Source organism: Streptomyces sp. NPDC001135 (assembly GCF_053598395.1).
The window spans coordinates 204,554-220,348 of the sequence record NZ_JBSFKD010000010.1 but is presented as its reverse complement, the minus strand read 5'-3'; the positions used below and the strand labels follow the sequence as shown (position 1 = coordinate 220,348).

General features: G+C 69.9%; 16 protein-coding genes and 5 tRNA genes. 16 read left to right on the top strand and 5 right to left on the bottom strand.

Annotation, left to right across the window (positions count from 1 at the left end):
* Positions 1-78 precede the first annotated feature (78 nt).
* Positions 79-2,622, bottom strand: a complete 2,544-nt coding sequence (locus tag ACWC94_RS15625) for a sensor histidine kinase (RefSeq protein ID WP_450797075.1) — start codon at positions 2,620-2,622, stop codon at positions 79-81.
* 553 nt (positions 2,623-3,175) lie between these two features.
* On the opposite strand from ACWC94_RS15625, the gene ACWC94_RS15620 reads away from it, so the two are divergent.
* The 9 genes from ACWC94_RS15620 to ACWC94_RS15580 all read left to right on the top strand — a co-directional run bounded on the left by ACWC94_RS15620 (position 3,176) and on the right by ACWC94_RS15580 (position 7,180).
* On the top strand, positions 3,176-3,370 hold the full coding sequence (locus ACWC94_RS15620; protein WP_450797074.1) for a hypothetical protein: 195 nt from the start codon (positions 3,176-3,178) through the stop codon (positions 3,368-3,370).
* Positions 3,371-3,531: 161 nt separating this feature from the next.
* Positions 3,532-4,317 carry a fumarylacetoacetate hydrolase family protein gene (locus ACWC94_RS15615; RefSeq protein WP_450797073.1) on the top strand — a complete coding sequence of 262 codons (786 nt, stop codon included), beginning with the start codon at positions 3,532-3,534 and terminating at the stop codon, positions 4,315-4,317.
* Positions 4,310-5,794, top strand: a complete 1,485-nt coding sequence (gene gltX / locus ACWC94_RS15610) for a glutamate--tRNA ligase (protein ID WP_450797072.1) — start codon at positions 4,310-4,312, stop codon at positions 5,792-5,794. The genes ACWC94_RS15615 and gltX overlap by 8 nt, the downstream gene beginning before the upstream one ends.
* A gap of 101 nt (positions 5,795-5,895) precedes the next feature.
* A complete protein-coding gene (locus tag ACWC94_RS15605) occupies positions 5,896-6,627 on the top strand; it encodes an HAD family hydrolase (protein WP_450797071.1) in 732 nt (243 codons plus the stop codon).
* Between the two features lie 90 nt (positions 6,628-6,717).
* A tRNA-Gln gene (locus ACWC94_RS15600) sits at positions 6,718-6,789 on the top strand.
* Positions 6,790-6,810: 21 nt separating this feature from the next.
* A tRNA-Glu gene (locus ACWC94_RS15595) sits at positions 6,811-6,883 on the top strand.
* Between the two features lie 30 nt (positions 6,884-6,913).
* Positions 6,914-6,986: transfer RNA gene (locus tag ACWC94_RS15590), tRNA-Glu, on the top strand.
* A 21-nt stretch (positions 6,987-7,007) separates the two neighbouring features.
* Positions 7,008-7,079: transfer RNA gene (locus tag ACWC94_RS15585), tRNA-Gln, on the top strand.
* 28 nt (positions 7,080-7,107) lie between these two features.
* Positions 7,108-7,180, top strand: a tRNA-Glu gene (locus ACWC94_RS15580).
* 55 nt (positions 7,181-7,235) lie between these two features.
* On the opposite strand, the gene ACWC94_RS15575 is transcribed toward ACWC94_RS15580, so the two are convergent.
* Positions 7,236-7,880, bottom strand: a complete 645-nt coding sequence (locus tag ACWC94_RS15575; protein ID WP_450797070.1) for a MerR family transcriptional regulator — start codon at positions 7,878-7,880, stop codon at positions 7,236-7,238.
* A gap of 83 nt (positions 7,881-7,963) precedes the next feature.
* Between ACWC94_RS15575 and ACWC94_RS15570 the strand changes: the two genes are divergently transcribed.
* Positions 7,964-8,473: a DUF4188 domain-containing protein gene (locus tag ACWC94_RS15570; RefSeq protein WP_450797069.1), complete on the top strand. Its 510-nt coding sequence runs from the start codon at positions 7,964-7,966 to the stop codon at positions 8,471-8,473.
* A 77-nt stretch (positions 8,474-8,550) separates the two neighbouring features.
* Here ACWC94_RS15570 and ndgR read toward each other — a convergent pair whose 3' ends face one another.
* Complete coding sequence (ndgR, locus tag ACWC94_RS15565) at positions 8,551-9,267, bottom strand: IclR family transcriptional regulator NdgR (RefSeq protein ID WP_009320373.1); 717 nt, start codon at positions 9,265-9,267, stop codon at positions 8,551-8,553.
* A 196-nt stretch (positions 9,268-9,463) separates the two neighbouring features.
* Here ndgR and leuC point away from each other — a divergent pair, with 196 nt between their 5' ends.
* From leuC to ACWC94_RS15545, 4 genes are all read left to right on the top strand, one after another.
* Positions 9,464-10,894, top strand: coding sequence for a 3-isopropylmalate dehydratase large subunit (leuC, locus tag ACWC94_RS15560; RefSeq protein ID WP_450797068.1), 1,431 nt, complete (start codon positions 9,464-9,466; stop codon positions 10,892-10,894).
* 6 nt (positions 10,895-10,900) lie between these two features.
* Positions 10,901-11,494: a 3-isopropylmalate dehydratase small subunit gene (gene leuD / locus ACWC94_RS15555; RefSeq protein ID WP_450797066.1), complete on the top strand. Its 594-nt coding sequence runs from the start codon at positions 10,901-10,903 to the stop codon at positions 11,492-11,494.
* Positions 11,495-11,767: 273 nt separating this feature from the next.
* Positions 11,768-11,998, top strand: coding sequence for an SCO5555 family protein (locus tag ACWC94_RS15550; protein ID WP_067130673.1), 231 nt, complete (start codon positions 11,768-11,770; stop codon positions 11,996-11,998).
* A gap of 136 nt (positions 11,999-12,134) precedes the next feature.
* Positions 12,135-12,788, top strand: coding sequence for an HU family DNA-binding protein (locus tag ACWC94_RS15545; protein WP_450797065.1), 654 nt, complete (start codon positions 12,135-12,137; stop codon positions 12,786-12,788).
* Positions 12,789-12,871: 83 nt separating this feature from the next.
* On the opposite strand, the gene ACWC94_RS15540 is transcribed toward ACWC94_RS15545, so the two are convergent.
* Together ACWC94_RS15540 and cofC are read right to left on the bottom strand one after the other, a co-directional pair.
* Entirely contained in the window at positions 12,872-13,075 is a 204-nt protein-coding gene (locus ACWC94_RS15540; RefSeq protein WP_450797064.1) for a hypothetical protein, read from the bottom strand.
* 82 nt (positions 13,076-13,157) lie between these two features.
* On the bottom strand, positions 13,158-13,796 hold the full coding sequence (cofC, locus tag ACWC94_RS15535) for a 2-phospho-L-lactate guanylyltransferase (protein WP_450797063.1): 639 nt from the start codon (positions 13,794-13,796) through the stop codon (positions 13,158-13,160).
* 152 nt (positions 13,797-13,948) lie between these two features.
* Between cofC and ACWC94_RS15530 the strand changes: the two genes are divergently transcribed.
* Together ACWC94_RS15530 and ACWC94_RS15525 are read left to right on the top strand one after the other, a co-directional pair.
* Positions 13,949-14,719, top strand: coding sequence for a lysophospholipid acyltransferase family protein (locus ACWC94_RS15530; protein ID WP_450797062.1), 771 nt, complete (start codon positions 13,949-13,951; stop codon positions 14,717-14,719).
* Entirely contained in the window at positions 14,716-15,726 is a 1,011-nt protein-coding gene (locus ACWC94_RS15525; RefSeq protein WP_450797061.1) for an NAD(P)H-dependent glycerol-3-phosphate dehydrogenase, read from the top strand. Before ACWC94_RS15530 ends, ACWC94_RS15525 begins: the two co-directional genes overlap by 4 nt.
* The last annotated feature ends 69 nt before the right edge of the window (positions 15,727-15,795 follow it).

Here is a 15,795-nt window from a genome sequence, read left to right as displayed (position 1 = left end):
ACGAACCTCTCCGTGGTGGACAGGGCCACGACGGGGGAGCGCAGATCGGGCAGGCCCGTCGCCAGGCGCTTCAGGAGGTCACGGGTACGGCGCTCCATGGCCCTGCGGAGCGCCGGGCGCCTGGCCGCCGAAGCCGCCCGCACCGGCACCCGCGGGCATCGGCCGGCCCTGCTGCGGACCACCGGGACCGCCCTGGGGACCACGCGCACCGGGACGGCCGCCCTGGCCCGTGCCGGGCAGCGCGGCCCGGGGACCCTGGCCGGCGCCGACCTGGCCGCGCGGGGCGGGACCGCCGCCGAGCAGACCGCCACCGGCCGGAGCACCGCCGAGGGCACCGCCCTGGCCGGCGTTCGCGCGGCGCGCCGCGGCTGCGCCGGCGGCGGCCTGCGCGGCTGCGGGACCACCGGTTCCGCCGGGTCCGCCCGGCTTGCCCGGAGTGGGCTTCTTGCCGCCCTGGGCGACATCCACGGGCAGCATGACCAGCGCGGTCGTACCACCGGAGTCGGACGGGCGCAGCTGGATGCGGATGCCGTGCCGCTGCGACAGACGACCGACCACGAACAGGCCCATGCGGCGGGAGACGGAGACGTCCACGGTGGGCGGCGAGGCGAGCCGCTCGTTGATCGCCGCGAGGTCCTCGGGGGACAGGCCGATACCGGTGTCGTGGATCTCGATCAGCACACGGCCGTCGGGCAGCGCGTGACCGGTGACCTTGACCTTGGTCTGCGGCGAGGAGAACGAGGTCGCGTTCTCGAGCAGCTCGGCGAGCAGGTGCACGAGGTCGTTGACGACCCGGCCGGCGACCTCGGTGGTCGGGACGGCGGCCAGTTCGATGCGCTCGTACTGCTCCACCTCGGACGCGGCGGCGCGGAGCACGTCGACCAGCGGGACCGGACGGGTCCAGCGGCGGCCGGGCTCTTCACCCGCGAGAACGAGGAGGTTCTCACCGTTACGGCGCATACGCGTGGCGAGGTGGTCCAGCTTGAACAGCGAGGACAGCTGGTCCGGGTCGGCCTCGCGGGACTCCAGTTCGGAGATCAGCGACAGCTGGCGCTGGATGAGACCCTGCGAGCGGCGCGAGAGGTTGGTGAACATCGCGTTGACGTTGCCCCGCAGAAGGGCCTGCTCGGCGGCGAGGCGGACCGCCTCGCGGTGCACGTCGTCGAAGGCCGCGGCCACCTGGCCGATCTCGTCCCGGGAGTGCACACCGACCGACTCCACCGAGGTGTCGACGTCCTGCGGGTCGGACTCCGACAGTTGCTTGACCAGCTCGGGCAGGCGTTCCTGGGCGACCTTGGTCGCGGTCTCCTGCAGCCGGCGCAGCGAGCGGATCATCGAGCGGGCCACGACGAAGGCGCCGACGAGCGACACGCCGAGCACGATCAGGATCAGCGCACCGGAGATGATGGCGTCCTGCTGGGTGGCGCTCTTGAGCTCGCGGGCCTTCTGCTCCATCTGCTCGAGCAGCGTGTGCTCGATCTTCTTCATCTGGTCGATCTTGGTCGAGCTGTCGTCCACCCAGTCCTTGTAGGACCGGCTGTTCATGCTCTGGATGCCGTCGCGGGAGTCGAAGACGCGCTTGGCGTAGGTGTCCGCGGACTGGATCGTCGGGTTGCCCTCGTCGATCGGCTTGAGGAGTTCCTCGGCGTTGTTGTTGGCGTAGATCTTCCGGAAGATCGCGATTTCCGAGTTCTCGCTCTCGTACGCAGACTGGCCGTACAGGCGGTCGTTCTCGGAGAGGTCGCCCTTCTTGTCCGTGGTCGCGGGCAGTGCGGCGGCGATCGTGGCGCGCTGCACCGACGCGTACTCCTTGGCGGTGGAGAAGGCCGCCAGGGCGCGGGTGCGCGAGATCATCTCCGGGTTGCTGGACGCCTCGGCCATGTCCTGGGACAGGCCGATCAGCTGGGTGATCAGCCGGTGGTAGGACTCGACCGTCTGCGTCGAGTTGCCCTGCGACCGGTAGGCCGTCTTGCGGATCTTGGCCAGGTCGTCCAGCTGGTTGGCGAGGCCGACGAGCGCGTCGCGGACGCCCTGGAGGTTGCCGTCCCTGCTGGCCGCGTCGATCTGCTCGGAGGCGTTGAGGAAGTTCTCGCGGGCCCGGTCGGTCTTCTCCTCGTAGCCCTTGACCGTGTAGTCGGTCTGCGACAGGCCGTGCGCCAGGGGACCGGCGGACTGGTCGCGCTCGTCCTGGAGGGCCATGGCCAGCTCGGTGGCCTGCTTGGTCATGTCCGTCAGCAGCTTCATGTTGTCGAGCTGCTGGATGTCGTCCATGTTGTCGCTGATGCGCAGCGCGCCCAGCGAGGTGGCCGCGATGACGGGGAGCGCCAGCAGCGAGACCAGACGCGTGGAGATGCGCCAGTTGCGCAGGGCCATGCGTGAGCCGGGGCCGGTGGGGCCCTTGGGGGGCTTCACGTCCGGCACGGGGCCGGTCCCGGAGCCGCCCGTGGCGGCCGACGGGGCCGACACGCCGGGGCGTCCGCTGCGCTCGCCGCCGTCCCCGGACGGGGCCTGGCCCGGGTTCTGGGCGTGCTGGGGCGAGGAGCTGCCCTTCATGGGGCCAGTCCCGTCGTGCGACTCCGGCTCCGCCGAAGCGCTGCCATCCCTCTTGAAACGTCCCTGCACTAGCGTCGCAACCTCTGGACCAGGCACCCCTCCGCTGAACGGAGGGACACGGTGTCGGCGTTGTGGAGAGCGCCCTGAAAACGCCCTCCGGGTGGTCTTGAGTGACCGGCGCTGGCTCCCCCCTGATCTCGCCGCCGTTCGGCGCTGCGTCGCGCCCGGTGCGCCGGCTCGATCCCCGCGGCGGTCCGTGGAATTCCAGCACAGTGCCGGATCTCCAACAAGGTCCGTGTCCCGAGCTGTGACCTCCGTGACCCGGTGTGAGTGCCGGGTTACCAGCCGTGGAGGCTGATCCCGGCCAAAACGGGCGTTTCTCTGCGAGTTGTCGCTCGGTGCGGGGTGTCCCAGTCGCCATGATCAGGAGCGGAATGATGGCTTCAGGGGGTCAATGTCCGTTTCGCTGGGGCACGTTGCGGGTCAGCTTTGACCGGTTTGTCCGCGAGGTCGTGAGCAAACTCACATGAACGTCCTGGGTGGTTGGCGCCGTGGGCGGGGAATCGGATGTTTAGCCTGACGCTTTACAAGAGAGACGCTTCTGTAGAGGACTCGTACCACCGTGAAGACGACGATGATGTTCCACAAGATCGCCAACCCGCGACGCACCACCCTGGCGCATCTGAAGGACACCGGCGACCTGCACACGCCCGAGCTGCCGGAGCACTCCGTCGACCTCCCGGCCCAGACCGCCAACCCGCGGCGCACGATCCTGGTGGACGTCCCCGTCGGCGCGACGGCGGCTGCCGGAGAGTAGCGCGGCGCCCTCCCGGCCCCGGCCGCCGGGCTCCTGCCTCACTCTTTTGTGCTGAATTCCGAAATTTCCCGTACGGCACCGCGGACTCGGAATTCCGGCGGTCCGACCGGTTAACCTGAGGCGTCAGTACGCCGGTTCTCAGTGAGGGGCGCAAGGATCCCGTGCGCATCGCCAGGTTCTCCATCGACGGGAACGTCGCCTTCGGCGCGGTCGAGGGCGACAAGCAGGACGAACTCGTCCTCGACATCATCAAGGGCATCCCGTTCGCGGACCACGAGCTGTCCGGGACGAAGGTGCCGCTGAGCAAGGTCAGGCTGCTCCCGCCGGTCCTCCCCAACAAGGTCGTGGCGTTCGGGCGCAACTACGCCGAGCACGCGCGCGAGCTGAGCAACGAGGTGCCGGACGCCCCGTTCGCCTTCTTCAAGCCCTCCACCTCGGTGATCGGTCCCGGCGACGACATCCAGTACCCGCCGTTCTCCGAGGAACTGCACCACGAGGCCGAGCTGGCCGTCGTCATCGGCCGCATGTGCCGCGAGGTGCCGCGCGAGCGGGTCAAGGACGTGATCTTCGGCTACACCTGTGCCAACGACGTCACCGCCCGGGACGTCCAGCGCCGCGAGAAGCAGTGGGCCCGGGCCAAGGGCTTCGACACCTCCTGCCCGCTCGGCCCCTGGGTGGAGACGGACCTCGACCTGGAGCGCGCGAACGACCTGACCGTCCAGCTCACGGTCAACGGCCAGCAGCGCCAGCTCGGCCGTACCAGCGAGATGGTCCACCCCATCGAGGACCTGGTCGTCAACATCTCCGAGGCCATGACCCTGCTCCCCGGCGACGTCATCCTCACCGGCACCCCGGCAGGGGTCGGCCCCCTGAACGTCGGCGACGAGGTCGCCGTCACCATCGAAGGCATCGGCACTCTCACCAACAAGGTTGTCAAGCGTGGCTAGCGCACCCGGCTCACCCGTACGCGTTCGTTTCTGTCCCTCACCCACCGGTAACCCGCACGTGGGCCTGGTCCGCACCGCCCTGTTCAACTGGGCGTTCGCCCGGCACCACCAGGGCACCCTGGTCTTCCGCATCGAGGACACCGACGCGGCCCGCGACTCCGAGGAGTCGTACAACCAGCTGCTCGACGCGATGCGCTGGCTCGGCTTCGACTGGGACGAGGGCCCCGAGGTCGGCGGCCCGCACGCGCCGTACCGCCAGTCGCAGCGCATGGACATCTACGCGGATGTCGCCCAGAAGCTCCTGGACGCCGGCCACGCCTACCACTGCTACTGCTCCCAGGAGGAGCTGGACACCCGCCGCGAGGCCGCCCGCGCCGCCGGCAGGCCCTCCGGTTACGACGGCCACTGCCGTGACCTGAGCGCCGAGCAGGTCGAGGAGTACAAGGCCCAGGGCCGCACCCCGATCGTCCGCTTCCGGATGCCGGACGAGACGATCACCTTCACCGACCTGGTCCGCGGCGAGCTGACCTTCACGCCGGAGAACGTGCCGGACTACGGCATCGTCCGCGCGAACGGCGCCCCGCTGTACACGCTGGTCAACCCGGTCGACGACGCCCTGATGGAGATCACCCACGTCCTGCGCGGCGAGGACCTGCTCTCCTCCACCCCGCGCCAGATCGCCCTGTACAAGGCGCTGATCGAACTGGGCATCGCCAAGCAGACCCCGGCCTTCGGCCACCTGCCGTACGTCATGGGCGAGGGCAACAAGAAGCTGTCCAAGCGTGACCCGCAGTCGTCCCTGAACCTCTACCGCGAGCGGGGCTTCCTGCCCGAGGGCCTGCTCAACTACCTGTCGCTGCTGGGCTGGTCGCTCTCCGCGGACCAGGACATCTTCACGATCGACGAGATGGTCGCCGCGTTCGACATCTCCGACGTGAACCCCAACCCGGCGCGCTTCGACCTGAAGAAGTGCGAGGCGATCAACGCCGACCACATCCGCATGCTGGATGTGAAGGAGTTCACCGAGCGCTGCGCGCCGTGGCTGAGGGCCCCCTTCGCCCCCTGGGCGCCGGAGGACTTCGACGCGGCCAAGTGGGAGGCCATCGCCCCGCACGCGCAGACCCGCCTCAGGGTCCTGTCGGAGATCACCGACAACGTGGACTTCCTCTTCCTCGCCGAGCCGGTCTTCGACGAGGCTTCCTGGGCGAAGGCGATGAAGGAGGGCAGCGACGCCCTCCTGCGCACCGCCCGCGAGAAGCTGGAGTCGGCCGACTGGACGTCGCCCGAGTCCCTCAAGGAGGCCGTCCTGGCCGCCGGCGAGGCCCACGGCCTCAAGCTCGGCAAGGCCCAGGCCCCGGTCCGTGTCGCCGTCACCGGCCGCACCGTCGGCCTGCCGCTCTTCGAGTCCCTGGAGGTCCTGGGCAAGGAGAAGACGCTGGCCCGTATCGACGCGGCCCTGGCCAAGCTCGCAGCGTAACGAACGCCACACACAGGGGCGGCACCCGGGAGTCCGGGTGCCGCCCCTGTGTCGTACCGTCCGCCGGACAGCACGGCCGCGTGCCGGTTACCGTCGGTGTCATGACGATCAGAGCCGTGGTCTGGGACGTGGACGACACCCTGTTCGACTACACGACCGCGGACCGGGAGGGCATGCGGGCGCATCTCGCGGCGGAGGGGCTGCTCGCCGGGTACGACAGCCCGGAGCGGGCCCTGCTGCGCTGGCGGGAGATCACCGACGCCCAGTGGGCCCGGTTCGCCTCCGGTGAGGTCGACTTCGTCACACAGCGCCGCGACCGCACCCGGGTCTTCGTGGGCCGGGAGCTGACCGACGGCGAGGCCGACGCGTGGTTCGCGCGCTACCTGGTCCACTACGAGGCCGCGTGGGGCCTGTTCCCCGACGTCCTGCCCGCCCTGCAGGCGCTCTCCGTCAGCCACCGGCACGCGGTGCTGTCCAACTCCAGCATCACGGTCCAGGAGCACAAGCTGCGCACCCTCGGCCTCCTCGACCGCTTCGAGGCCGTGCTGTGCGCCGCCGAGCTGGGCGTCTCCAAGCCGGAGGCCGGCGCCTTCCTGGCGGCCTGCGAGGCGCTGGGCCTGCCTCCGCACCAGGTGGCGTACGTCGGCGACCACCCGGAGATCGACGGACGGGGCGCGGCGGAGGCCGGGCTGCTGTCCGTGTGGATCGACCGCGGGGCGGCATACGCGCAGGCCGCCGGGGAGGTCGTCGCGCACCGGATCTCGACCCTCGCCGAACTCCCGGCGCTCGTCCGCGCGGATACCCGTTTTGGAGCCCCGTCCACCTTCGGGTAATGTTCTTCCTGCGCCGAGGGAAGCGGGCCGGAAGGCCGGAGCCCCGAGGAGCAAGCTAGAACGAGAACCCCGTAGGGGCTTGAGTTCCAGTGGCCTATGGTGTAATTGGCAGCACGACTGATTCTGGTTCAGTTAGTCTTGGTTCGAGTCCAGGTAGGCCAGCTCGCAGAGCTTATCTGCAAAGCCCCCGTTGTGTAGCGGCCTAGCACGCTGCCCTCTCAAGGCAGTAGCGCCGGTTCGAATCCGGTCGGGGGTACTGGTCCGGACTTCGGTCGGGATCGCTAGGGCCCCCGTTGTGTAGCGGCCTAGCACGCCGCCCTCTCAAGGCGGTAGCGCCGGTTCGAATCCGGTCGGGGGTACTGACTGGTCTAAACCATCATTGGTCTATGGTGTAATTGGCAGCACGACTGATTCTGGTTCAGTTAGTCTTGGTTCGAGTCCAGGTAGACCAGCTCGGACCTGCGGAAACGCAGAGTCCACGCCCCCGTTGTGTAGCGGCCTAGCACGCCGCCCTCTCAAGGCGGTAGCGCCGGTTCGAATCCGGTCGGGGGTACGCACAGGGAAGGCCCCCCACTTCGGTGGGGGGCCTTCGCCGTACCCGGCGCCGGTCACTCGAAGCCGTAGCGGCGCGCCGACTCCTCCTCCTGGGCCAGCCGGCGCAGGGCCTGCAGCATCGGCTCGGTCAGCACCGCGCCGAGCACCGCCGTCTCGACCTTCTCCGCCTCCGAGGGATGCGTCTCCACGAAGTCCAGGTCGAGTTTGGCCACGTCGTGCATCAACTTGGCGTAGGACATGAGCAGTTCATTCCCCCAGGTGTAGCCGAGCCGGCGGAACGCGGCCACCGCCACCACCAGGGAGCGGTACGCGGGGGAGATCGTCGTCAGCAGCTTCGCGTTCGACCAGCCCAGCCGGTCCAGCAGCTCGTCCACCTCCCGGTGCGCCGCCTGCACGAACGCGTCGTCCTCGTCCGGCTCCGGTACCTGCGGCAGCGCCCACAGGGCCGCGCCCAGCCGGATCGTGCGGCCCAGGGCGTGGTCGTCGACGTTGCGCAACACCTCCCGGACCGTGGCCACCGGGATCCCGCCGACCTGGATCATCGCGCGCACCAGCCGCAGCCGGCGCAGGTGCCCGTCGTCGTACTCCGCCGTCGTGGGGTTGACCTGGCGGCCCGGCGGCAACAGGCCTTCGCGCAGGTAGTACTTGATCGTCGCGGTGGACACACCGCTGCGTCTGCTCAATTCGGCGAGCCGCATGTCTTGCGCCCCTTCTTGGATAACGGCACTATCCAAGCATCGGCTCTTGGATAGCACTGCTCGCCAACGAGGGGGAAGTCGTCATGGTGTCCCGTACGACCGCCGACGCGAAGGGCGAGGTCGTCGTCCTGCTGATCGGCATGCGCATCAACCGCTTCCGGGCCGTTCATCTGTGGCTGCCGGTGATGCTCGCGATGTTCCGGATGCTGCGGGAACTGGAGAAGGACCCGGCGCGGGGCCTGCGCAGCCGCGTCATGCTGACGGCTTCGCCGCGCACGTACTACATCGTGCAGTACTGGGAGTCCAAGGAGAAGCTGTACGCCTACGCGTCCGCCCCCGACGCCTTCCACCACAAGGCCTGGGCGAACCTCAACCGCAAGGAGCGGACCGGGAAGCTGCGCGGGCAGGTGGGCATCTGGCACGAGGCGTACGTCGTGCCGGAGGGCTCGTACGAGGCGATCTACGGGGACATGCCGGCGTTCGGCCTCGCGGCCGCGCACGGGCAGATCCCGCTGGAGAAGCGCGGCCGGTACGCGAAGGACCGGTTCTCGTACCGCTCGCGGCAGGACCCGGTGGCCGAGAAGACCGGCTGAACAGGGGGAGGGGAAGCGAGGAGGGCCTGCCGCGGCGTTGAGGCAGGCCCTCCTCGGCGTTCCCGGACGGCGCCGGCTCAGCCCGAGCGGCGCAGGGCCTCCGAGAGGCGGGCCGCCGCGTCGATGACCGCCTGGGCGTGCATACGGCCCGGGTGGCGGGTCAGGCGCTCGATGGGGCCGGAGACGGACACGGCGGCCACGACGCGGTTGGAGGGGCCGCGCACGGGCGCGGAGACGGACGCGACGCCCGGCTCGCGCTCACCGATGGACTGGGCCCAGCCGCGCCGCCGTACGCCCGACAGGGCCGTCGCCGTGAAGCGGGCGCCCTGCAGGCCACGGTGCAGGCGCTCGGGCTCCTCCCAGGCCATGAGGATCTGCGCCGAGGAGCCGGCCTTCATCGTGAGCGTGGAGCCGACCGGGACGGTGTCCCGCAGGCCGGACAGGCGCTCCGCCGCGGCCACACAGATGCGCATGTCACCCTGGCGCCGGTAGAGCTGTGCGCTCTCGCCGGTGACATCGCGGAGATGGGTGAGCACGGGGCCCGCCGTCGCGAGCAGGCGGTCCTCGCCCGCCGCCGCCGCGAGCTCCGCGAGGCGCGGGCCGAGAATGAAACGGCCCTGCATGTCGCGTGCCACCATGCGGTGGTGTTCCAAGGCCACGGCCAGGCGGTGAGCCGTGGGTCGTGCCAGTCCGGTGGCGCCGACCAGACCCGCGAGGGTGGCCGGACCGGACTCCAGAGCGCTCAGGACGAGGGCCGCCTTGTCCAGAACGCCGACGCCGCTACTGTTGTCCATGCAACGATACTCACGTCTCACTCTGTGAAACGCAAGTTCAATTTTCCGTGGAACGCGCCACCCTGGAATCACACAGCGGCCCGCAGACCAACGGGCCCGGCGGTGGACGTCCGGAATCACGACATCAGGGTGCGGCGGCCGCTTCCTCAAGATCTCTAGTTGGGCCGGTGGACCTTTGCCGGCCGGAGGGAAAGCGATGGGTAGGACACTCGCGGAGAAGGTCTGGGACGACCACGTCGTCCGGCGCGCCGAGGGCGAGCCCGACCTCCTCTTCATCGATCTGCACCTGCTGCACGAGGTGACCAGCCCGCAGGCCTTCGACGGGCTGCGCCAGAACGGTCGCCCGGTGCGCCGCCTCGACCTCACCATCGCCACCGAGGACCACAACACCCCGACCCTCGACATCGACAAGCCCATCGCCGACCCCGTCTCCCGCGCCCAGCTGGAGACGCTGCGCAAGAACTGCGCGGAGTTCGGCGTGCGGCTGCACCCGCTGGGCGACGTCGAGCAGGGCGTCGTGCACGTCGTCGGCCCGCAGCTGGGTCTGACCCAGCCCGGTACGACCGTGGTCTGCGGTGACTCCCACACCTCCACGCACGGCGCGTTCGGCGCCCTGGCCTTCGGCATCGGCACCTCGCAGGTCGAGCACGTGCTGGCCACCCAGACGCTGCCGCTGGCCCGCCCCCGGACCATGGCGATCACCGTCGAGGGCGAGCTGCCCGAAGGCGTCACCGCCAAGGACCTGATCCTGGCGATCATCGCGAAGATCGGCACCGGCGGCGGCCAGGGCTACATCCTGGAGTACCGCGGCTCCGCCATCGAGAAGCTCTCGATGGAGGCCCGGATGACCATCTGCAACATGTCGATCGAGGCCGGCGCCCGCGCGGGCATGATCGCCCCGGACGAGACCACCTTCGCGTACCTCAAGGGCCGTCCGCACGCTCCCGAGGGCGCCGACTGGGACGCCGCGGTCGAGTACTGGAGGACGCTGCGCACCGACGAGGACGCGGTCTTCGACGCCGAGGTCGTCATCAACGCCGACGAGCTGTCGCCGTTCGTCACCTGGGGCACCAACCCCGGCCAGGGTGCGCCGCTTTCGGCGGACGTCCCCGACCCGGCTTCGTACGAAGACGCTTCGGAGCGCCTCGCCGCCGAAAAGGCCCTGGAATACATGGGGTTGGAGGCCGGTCAGCCGCTGCGCTCCATCAAGGTGGACACCGTCTTCGTAGGCTCCTGCACCAACGGCCGCATCGAGGACCTGCGCGCCGCCGCGGACCTGCTGCGCGGCCGCAAAGTCGCCGACGGCGTACGGATGCTGGTCGTCCCGGGCTCCGCCCGGGTGGGTCTGCAGGCCGTCTCCGAGGGCCTGGACGTGGTCTTCAAGGAGGCCGGCGCCGAATGGCGGCACGCGGGCTGCTCGATGTGCCTCGGCATGAACCCCGACCAGCTGGCCCCGGGTGAGCGCTCCGCGTCCACCTCCAACCGCAACTTCGAGGGCCGGCAGGGCAAGGGCGGCCGTACGCACCTGGTGTCGCCGCAGGTCGCGGCGGCGACCGCGGTCCTGGGCCACCTGGCCTCGCCCGCCGACCTGTCCGACGCCGAGACCCGTACGCCCGCTGGAGTCTGATCAGTCATGGAAGCATTCACCACCCACACCGGCCGGGCCGTCCCGCTGCGCCGCAGCAACGTCGACACCGACCAGATCATCCCTGCTCACTGGCTCAAGAAGGTGACCCGGGACGGCTTCGAGGACGGGCTGTTCGAGGCCTGGCGCAAGGACCCGGAGTTCGTCCTCAACCGTCCCGAGCGGCAGGGCGCCACGGTCCTGGTCGCCGGCCCCGACTTCGGCACCGGCTCCTCCCGCGAGCACGCCGTCTGGGCGCTGCAGAACTACGGCTTCAAGGCCGTGATCTCCTCCCGTTTCGCCGACATCTTCCGGGGCAACTCGCTGAAGAACGGCCTGCTCACGGTCGTCCTGGACCAGAAGATCGTGGACGCGCTGTGGGAGCTCACGGAACAGGACCCCACTGCTGAGGTCACTGTGGACCTTGAGGCGCGTGAGGTCCGCGCCGAGGGCATCACCGCCCCCTTCGAGCTGGACGAGAACTCCCGCTGGCGGCTGCTGAACGGCCTGGACGACATCTCCATCACGCTGCAGAACGAGGCCGACATCGCCGCGTACGAGGCCAAGCGGCCGTCGTACAAGCCGAGGACGCTCCAGGTCTGATCCGCTCCGGCCGCCGGGCCGGAGCGGTCGAGATCCGGCCACCCCAACACCCCCTCCGTACCCCCGATCGCCACGATCGGGGGTACGGCCATGTCCGGGCCCGAACCGTCCCGCACACCTCTCGCCCGGCTCTCAACTTCCCACGTTACGAAGGGTGTTGGTCGGGTACGTGAGTGCAGGGATCACGTCCTGCGCAAGTGCCTGGAAGGCCATTTGAGGCGGCAGTTGCCCCCTGGGCAGGCGACAACTCGCCCCAGATGGCACAATCTGTGCATGGAACACGACGGCCAACTCCAGCTCTATACGGCGGTCGCGAACCAACTGAAGGAAGCGCACGCAAGAGTGCGCGCACTGCAAGTCCCGGAGGGCGTACGGATGGCGCTGACCCGGAAGCTGCTGGTCATTACGGCCGCGGCCAAGCACGATCTCGCCGCTGCGGCAAGGCGGCTCGAGCGGTTCAACGCGGACCTCGACGAGGGTCGGATCCCCGACGAGGACCACTGAACAGCCCGAGGCCATCGAGTCCGTTGCGGCACAAGGGTGATTAGCCCGTTTCGTGTTTGATTTGCGGTATATATCTGCCTAACGTGCGAAAAAGCTTGAACACTTTCGTTCTGGCGATGTCTCCGAAGGGGAAGACGTGAACAAGGCGCAGCTCGTAGAAGCGATTGCCGACAAGGTGGGTGGCCGCCAGCAGGCCGCCGACGCTGTCGATCATGTCCTGGACGCCATCGTCCGCGCGGTCGTCGCGGGCGAGCGGGTCTCGGTCACCGGCTTCGGGTCCTTCGAGAAGGTGGACCGCCCCGCCCGTTACGCCCGCAACCCTCAGACGGGCGAGCGGGTTCGGGTCAAGAAGACCTCCGTGCCGCGCTTCCGCGCCGGTCAGGGCTTCAAGGACCTGGTGAGCGGCTCGAAGAAGCTGCCGCGCGGGGGCGAGGTCTCGGTCAAGAAGGCGCCGAAGGGCAGCCTGACCGGCGGCGCCGCGGCGACGGTCAAGAAGGCCGCCGCGAAGAAGACCACCAAGGCCGCCGCGGCGAAGAAGGCCGCGGCCAAGAAGGCCCCGGCGAAGAAGACCACGGCCGCCGCCGCGAAGAAGACGACGGCGAAGAAGGCGCCCGCCAAGAAGACCACGGCGGCCGCCAAGACCACCGCCGCGAAGAAGACCACCGCCAAGAAGGCCACCGCGAAGAAGGCCCCGGCGAAGAAGGTCACCGCGAAGAAGGCCCCGGCCAAGAAGTCGACGGCGCGCAAGACCACCGCGAAGAAGGCCACCGCCCGCAAGGCGACGTCGTAAGGACGCCAGGGCACCACGCCAGGGCACTCACGCGCCGGGCCGGACTCCCCAGGGAGCCCGGCCCGCGGCGTGTGTAAGGGCGGTTACAGCGTTTGGAGGGTTACGAGGGTGATGCGCAGGGCGTCGCCCTGTCCCTCGGTCTCGATCCGCACCCGCTGACCGGGCCGCAACAGGCGCAGGCCTCCGGCGGTGAAGGCGGCGGCGTCGAAGGGGACCGGGGTGCCGTCGTCGAGGAGCACCTGGCCGCTGCGGGATTCCGGGTCGTAGGTGTATGCGGTGGCTTGCATGGCAGCAGACTACTGGCCGTGGTGGATACGGGATTCGCCGCAGGGGCGCGGACCGGGCGCGGGCAGCCGTGCACCGGACGCCTCAGGACCCCGGGATCAGCAATCCGGCCGAAACGGCCGCCGTATACGGTCCGACTCCCAAGGCCAGCGCCGCGCGCAAATCGTCCCCGGTGTCCACGTCCTGCCGTACCGAATCCACACCCGCGAGCCGGAGTTCTTCCGCACCCGAGGCCCGGTGCCGGGAACGGGAATCAATGCCGAACTCCGGCCGCAATTCCCCGTCCGGCCCGGCGGCCAGCAACGTCGTGCCCAGCTGTGCCGCATCCGCGAGAAACGCCCGCGGAAACTCCGCCGCCGCGCCCAGGACAACGGACAGTTCCGCCGGCCGCAACGCCGGCAGATCGGCGTTCAGGGCGGCAACCGGGGTGCGCGGGCGCACGTCGCGTACGACGGCCGCGCCGTGCGCCAGCGCCGCGTTCAGGCCGTTCGCCGGCGCGTCGGGCACGATGCGCGCGCCCAGTGCCGCCAGCTCACGCGCCGCCAGGTCGTCGTCCGTGACGACCGCCACATCCGCGACCGCCGCACAGGCCAGCGCCGCGGCCACCGTGTCCTGCGCGAACGCCAGCGCCAGCCCCGGGCGCACCCCGTCGGCAGCGGTGTCCGCGAGTCTGCTCTTGGCCCGGGACAGGGGCTTCAGGGGGATGACCAAGCTCCAGTGCACCGGCGTACCGCCCCTCTCTTGTCGCGATCATTGTCCCCGGGTCATCCGGCGGCCTGCCCCTCGGGCGTACGGTGTTCTCGACAGACCGGCGGCTCGGGGCGACACTTGTGCGGCCCCCGCCGGGGTGGCAGCCCCTAGAGGAAGGTGTCCTTGTGCCCCGCCGCAGAATCGGCTTCTGGTACCGCTTCGCCGCGGTGATCTGCAAACCGCCGCTGGTGGTTCTGGTCAAGCGGGACTGGCGTGGAATGGAGCACATTCCGGCCGAGGGCGGATTTATCACCGTGGTGAACCACAATTCCCACGTGGACCCCTTCGCGTACGCGCACTATCAGTACAACACCGGACGGGTTCCGCGATTCCTGGCGAAGAGCGGGCTTTTCAAGAAGGGATTCGTCGGCGCCGCCATGCGGGGCACCGGGCAGATCCCGGTCTACCGCGAGTCCACGGACGCGCTCAGCGCCTTCCGGGCCGCGATCGACGCCGTGGAGCGCGGTGAGTGCGTCGCCTTCTACCCCGAGGGCACCCTCACCCGCGACCCGGACGGCTGGCCCATGACCGGCAAGACGGGGGCCGCCCGCGTCGCCCTGCAGACCAGGTGCCCGGTCGTTCCGGTCGCGCAGTGGGGCGTCAACGAACTGCTGCCGCCGTACGCCAAGAAGCCCGACCTCTTCCCGCGCAAGACCCACCATGTGCTGGCCGGCCCGCCCGTGGACCTCTCGCGCTTCTACGACAAGGAGATGACCCCGGAGCTGCTGAAGGAGGCCACCGAGGTCATCATGGCGGCCATCACCCGCCAGCTCGAGGAGATCCGCGGCGAGAAGGCGCCCGAGACGCCCTACGACCCGCGCCGCGAGCGGATCGAACAGCGACGCCGCACCCAGGCACAGACCCAGCGCAAGGAACCGGAAGGGCAGGGCAAGTGAGCAAGGCGGTCAAGGCGGCGGTCATGGGCACCGGCTCGTGGGGCACCGCCTTCGGTATGGTCCTCGCCGACGCGGGCTGCGAAGTGACCCTGTGGGCACGCCGTCCCGAGCTGGCCGAGGCGGTCAACTCCACGCGGACCAACCCCGACTACCTGCCCGGCGTCGAACTCCCCGAGAACCTCACGGCGACCTCGGACCCGGCCGAGGCCCTGCGCGACGCGGACTTCACCGTCCTCGCCGTCCCCTCCCAGACCCTGCGCGCCAACCTCGCCGAGTGGACCCCGCTGCTCGCCCCGGACACCGTGCTCGTCTCCCTGATGAAGGGTGTCGAACTCGGCTCCACCATGCGGATGAGCGAGGTCATCGACGACGTCGCCAAGGTCGGCACGGACCGCATCGCGGTCGTCACCGGGCCCAACCTGGCCCGGGAGATCGCCGCCCGCATGCCCGCCGCGGCCGTCGTCGCCTGCACCGACGAGACCGTCGCCCAGCGCCTCCAGGCCGCCTGCCACACGCCGTACTTCCGGCCCTACACCAACACCGACGTCGTCGGCTGCGAACTGGGCGGAGCGGTCAAGAACGTCATCGGCCTCGCGGTCGGGATCGCCGACGGCATGGGGCTCGGCGACAACGCCAAGGGCTCGCTCATCACGCGTGGTCTCGCCGAGACCACCCGGCTCGGCATGGCGCTCGGCGCCGACCCGCTGACCTTCTCCGGACTCGCGGGCCTCGGCGACCTGGTGGCCACCTGCTCCTCGCCGCTCTCCCGCAACCACACCTTCGGCACCAACCTCGGCAAGGGCATGACCCTCGAGGAGACCATCGCGGTCACCAAGCAGACCGCCGAGGGCGTCAAGTCCTGCGAGTCGGTGGCGGATCTGGCCCGCCGGCACGGTGTGGAGATGCCCCTCACGGAGACGGTCGTGGACATCGTGCACGAGGGCAAGCCGCCGGTGGTCGCCCTCAAGGAGCTGATGGCGCGCAGTGCCAAGCCCGAGAGGCGCTGAACCCGCCGCCGTGCGACGCTGAGCGACCGTTGGAGGGACGCTGAGTCACGGCGGCCCAGCGGGCGCTGA

What these genes read in the sequence shown, in the direction of transcription:
- ACWC94_RS15605 (WP_450797071.1), top strand. Translation starts at nt 5,896, where the DNA reads ATGACGATCAGAGCCGTGGTCTGGGACGTGGACGACACCCTGTTCGAC.
- ACWC94_RS15575 (WP_450797070.1), bottom strand. Translation starts at nt 7,880, where the DNA reads ATGCGGCTCGCCGAATTGAGCAGACGCAGCGGTGTGTCCACCGCGACG.
- ACWC94_RS15570 (WP_450797069.1), top strand. Translation starts at nt 7,964, where the DNA reads ATGGTGTCCCGTACGACCGCCGACGCGAAGGGCGAGGTCGTCGTCCTG.
- ndgR (WP_009320373.1), bottom strand. Translation starts at nt 9,267, where the DNA reads ATGGACAACAGTAGCGGCGTCGGCGTTCTGGACAAGGCGGCCCTCGTC.
- leuC (WP_450797068.1), top strand. Translation starts at nt 9,464, where the DNA reads ATGGGTAGGACACTCGCGGAGAAGGTCTGGGACGACCACGTCGTCCGG.
- leuD (WP_450797066.1), top strand. Translation starts at nt 10,901, where the DNA reads ATGGAAGCATTCACCACCCACACCGGCCGGGCCGTCCCGCTGCGCCGC.
- ACWC94_RS15550 (WP_067130673.1), top strand. Translation starts at nt 11,768, where the DNA reads ATGGAACACGACGGCCAACTCCAGCTCTATACGGCGGTCGCGAACCAA.
- ACWC94_RS15540 (WP_450797064.1), bottom strand. Translation starts at nt 13,075, where the DNA reads ATGCAAGCCACCGCATACACCTACGACCCGGAATCCCGCAGCGGCCAG.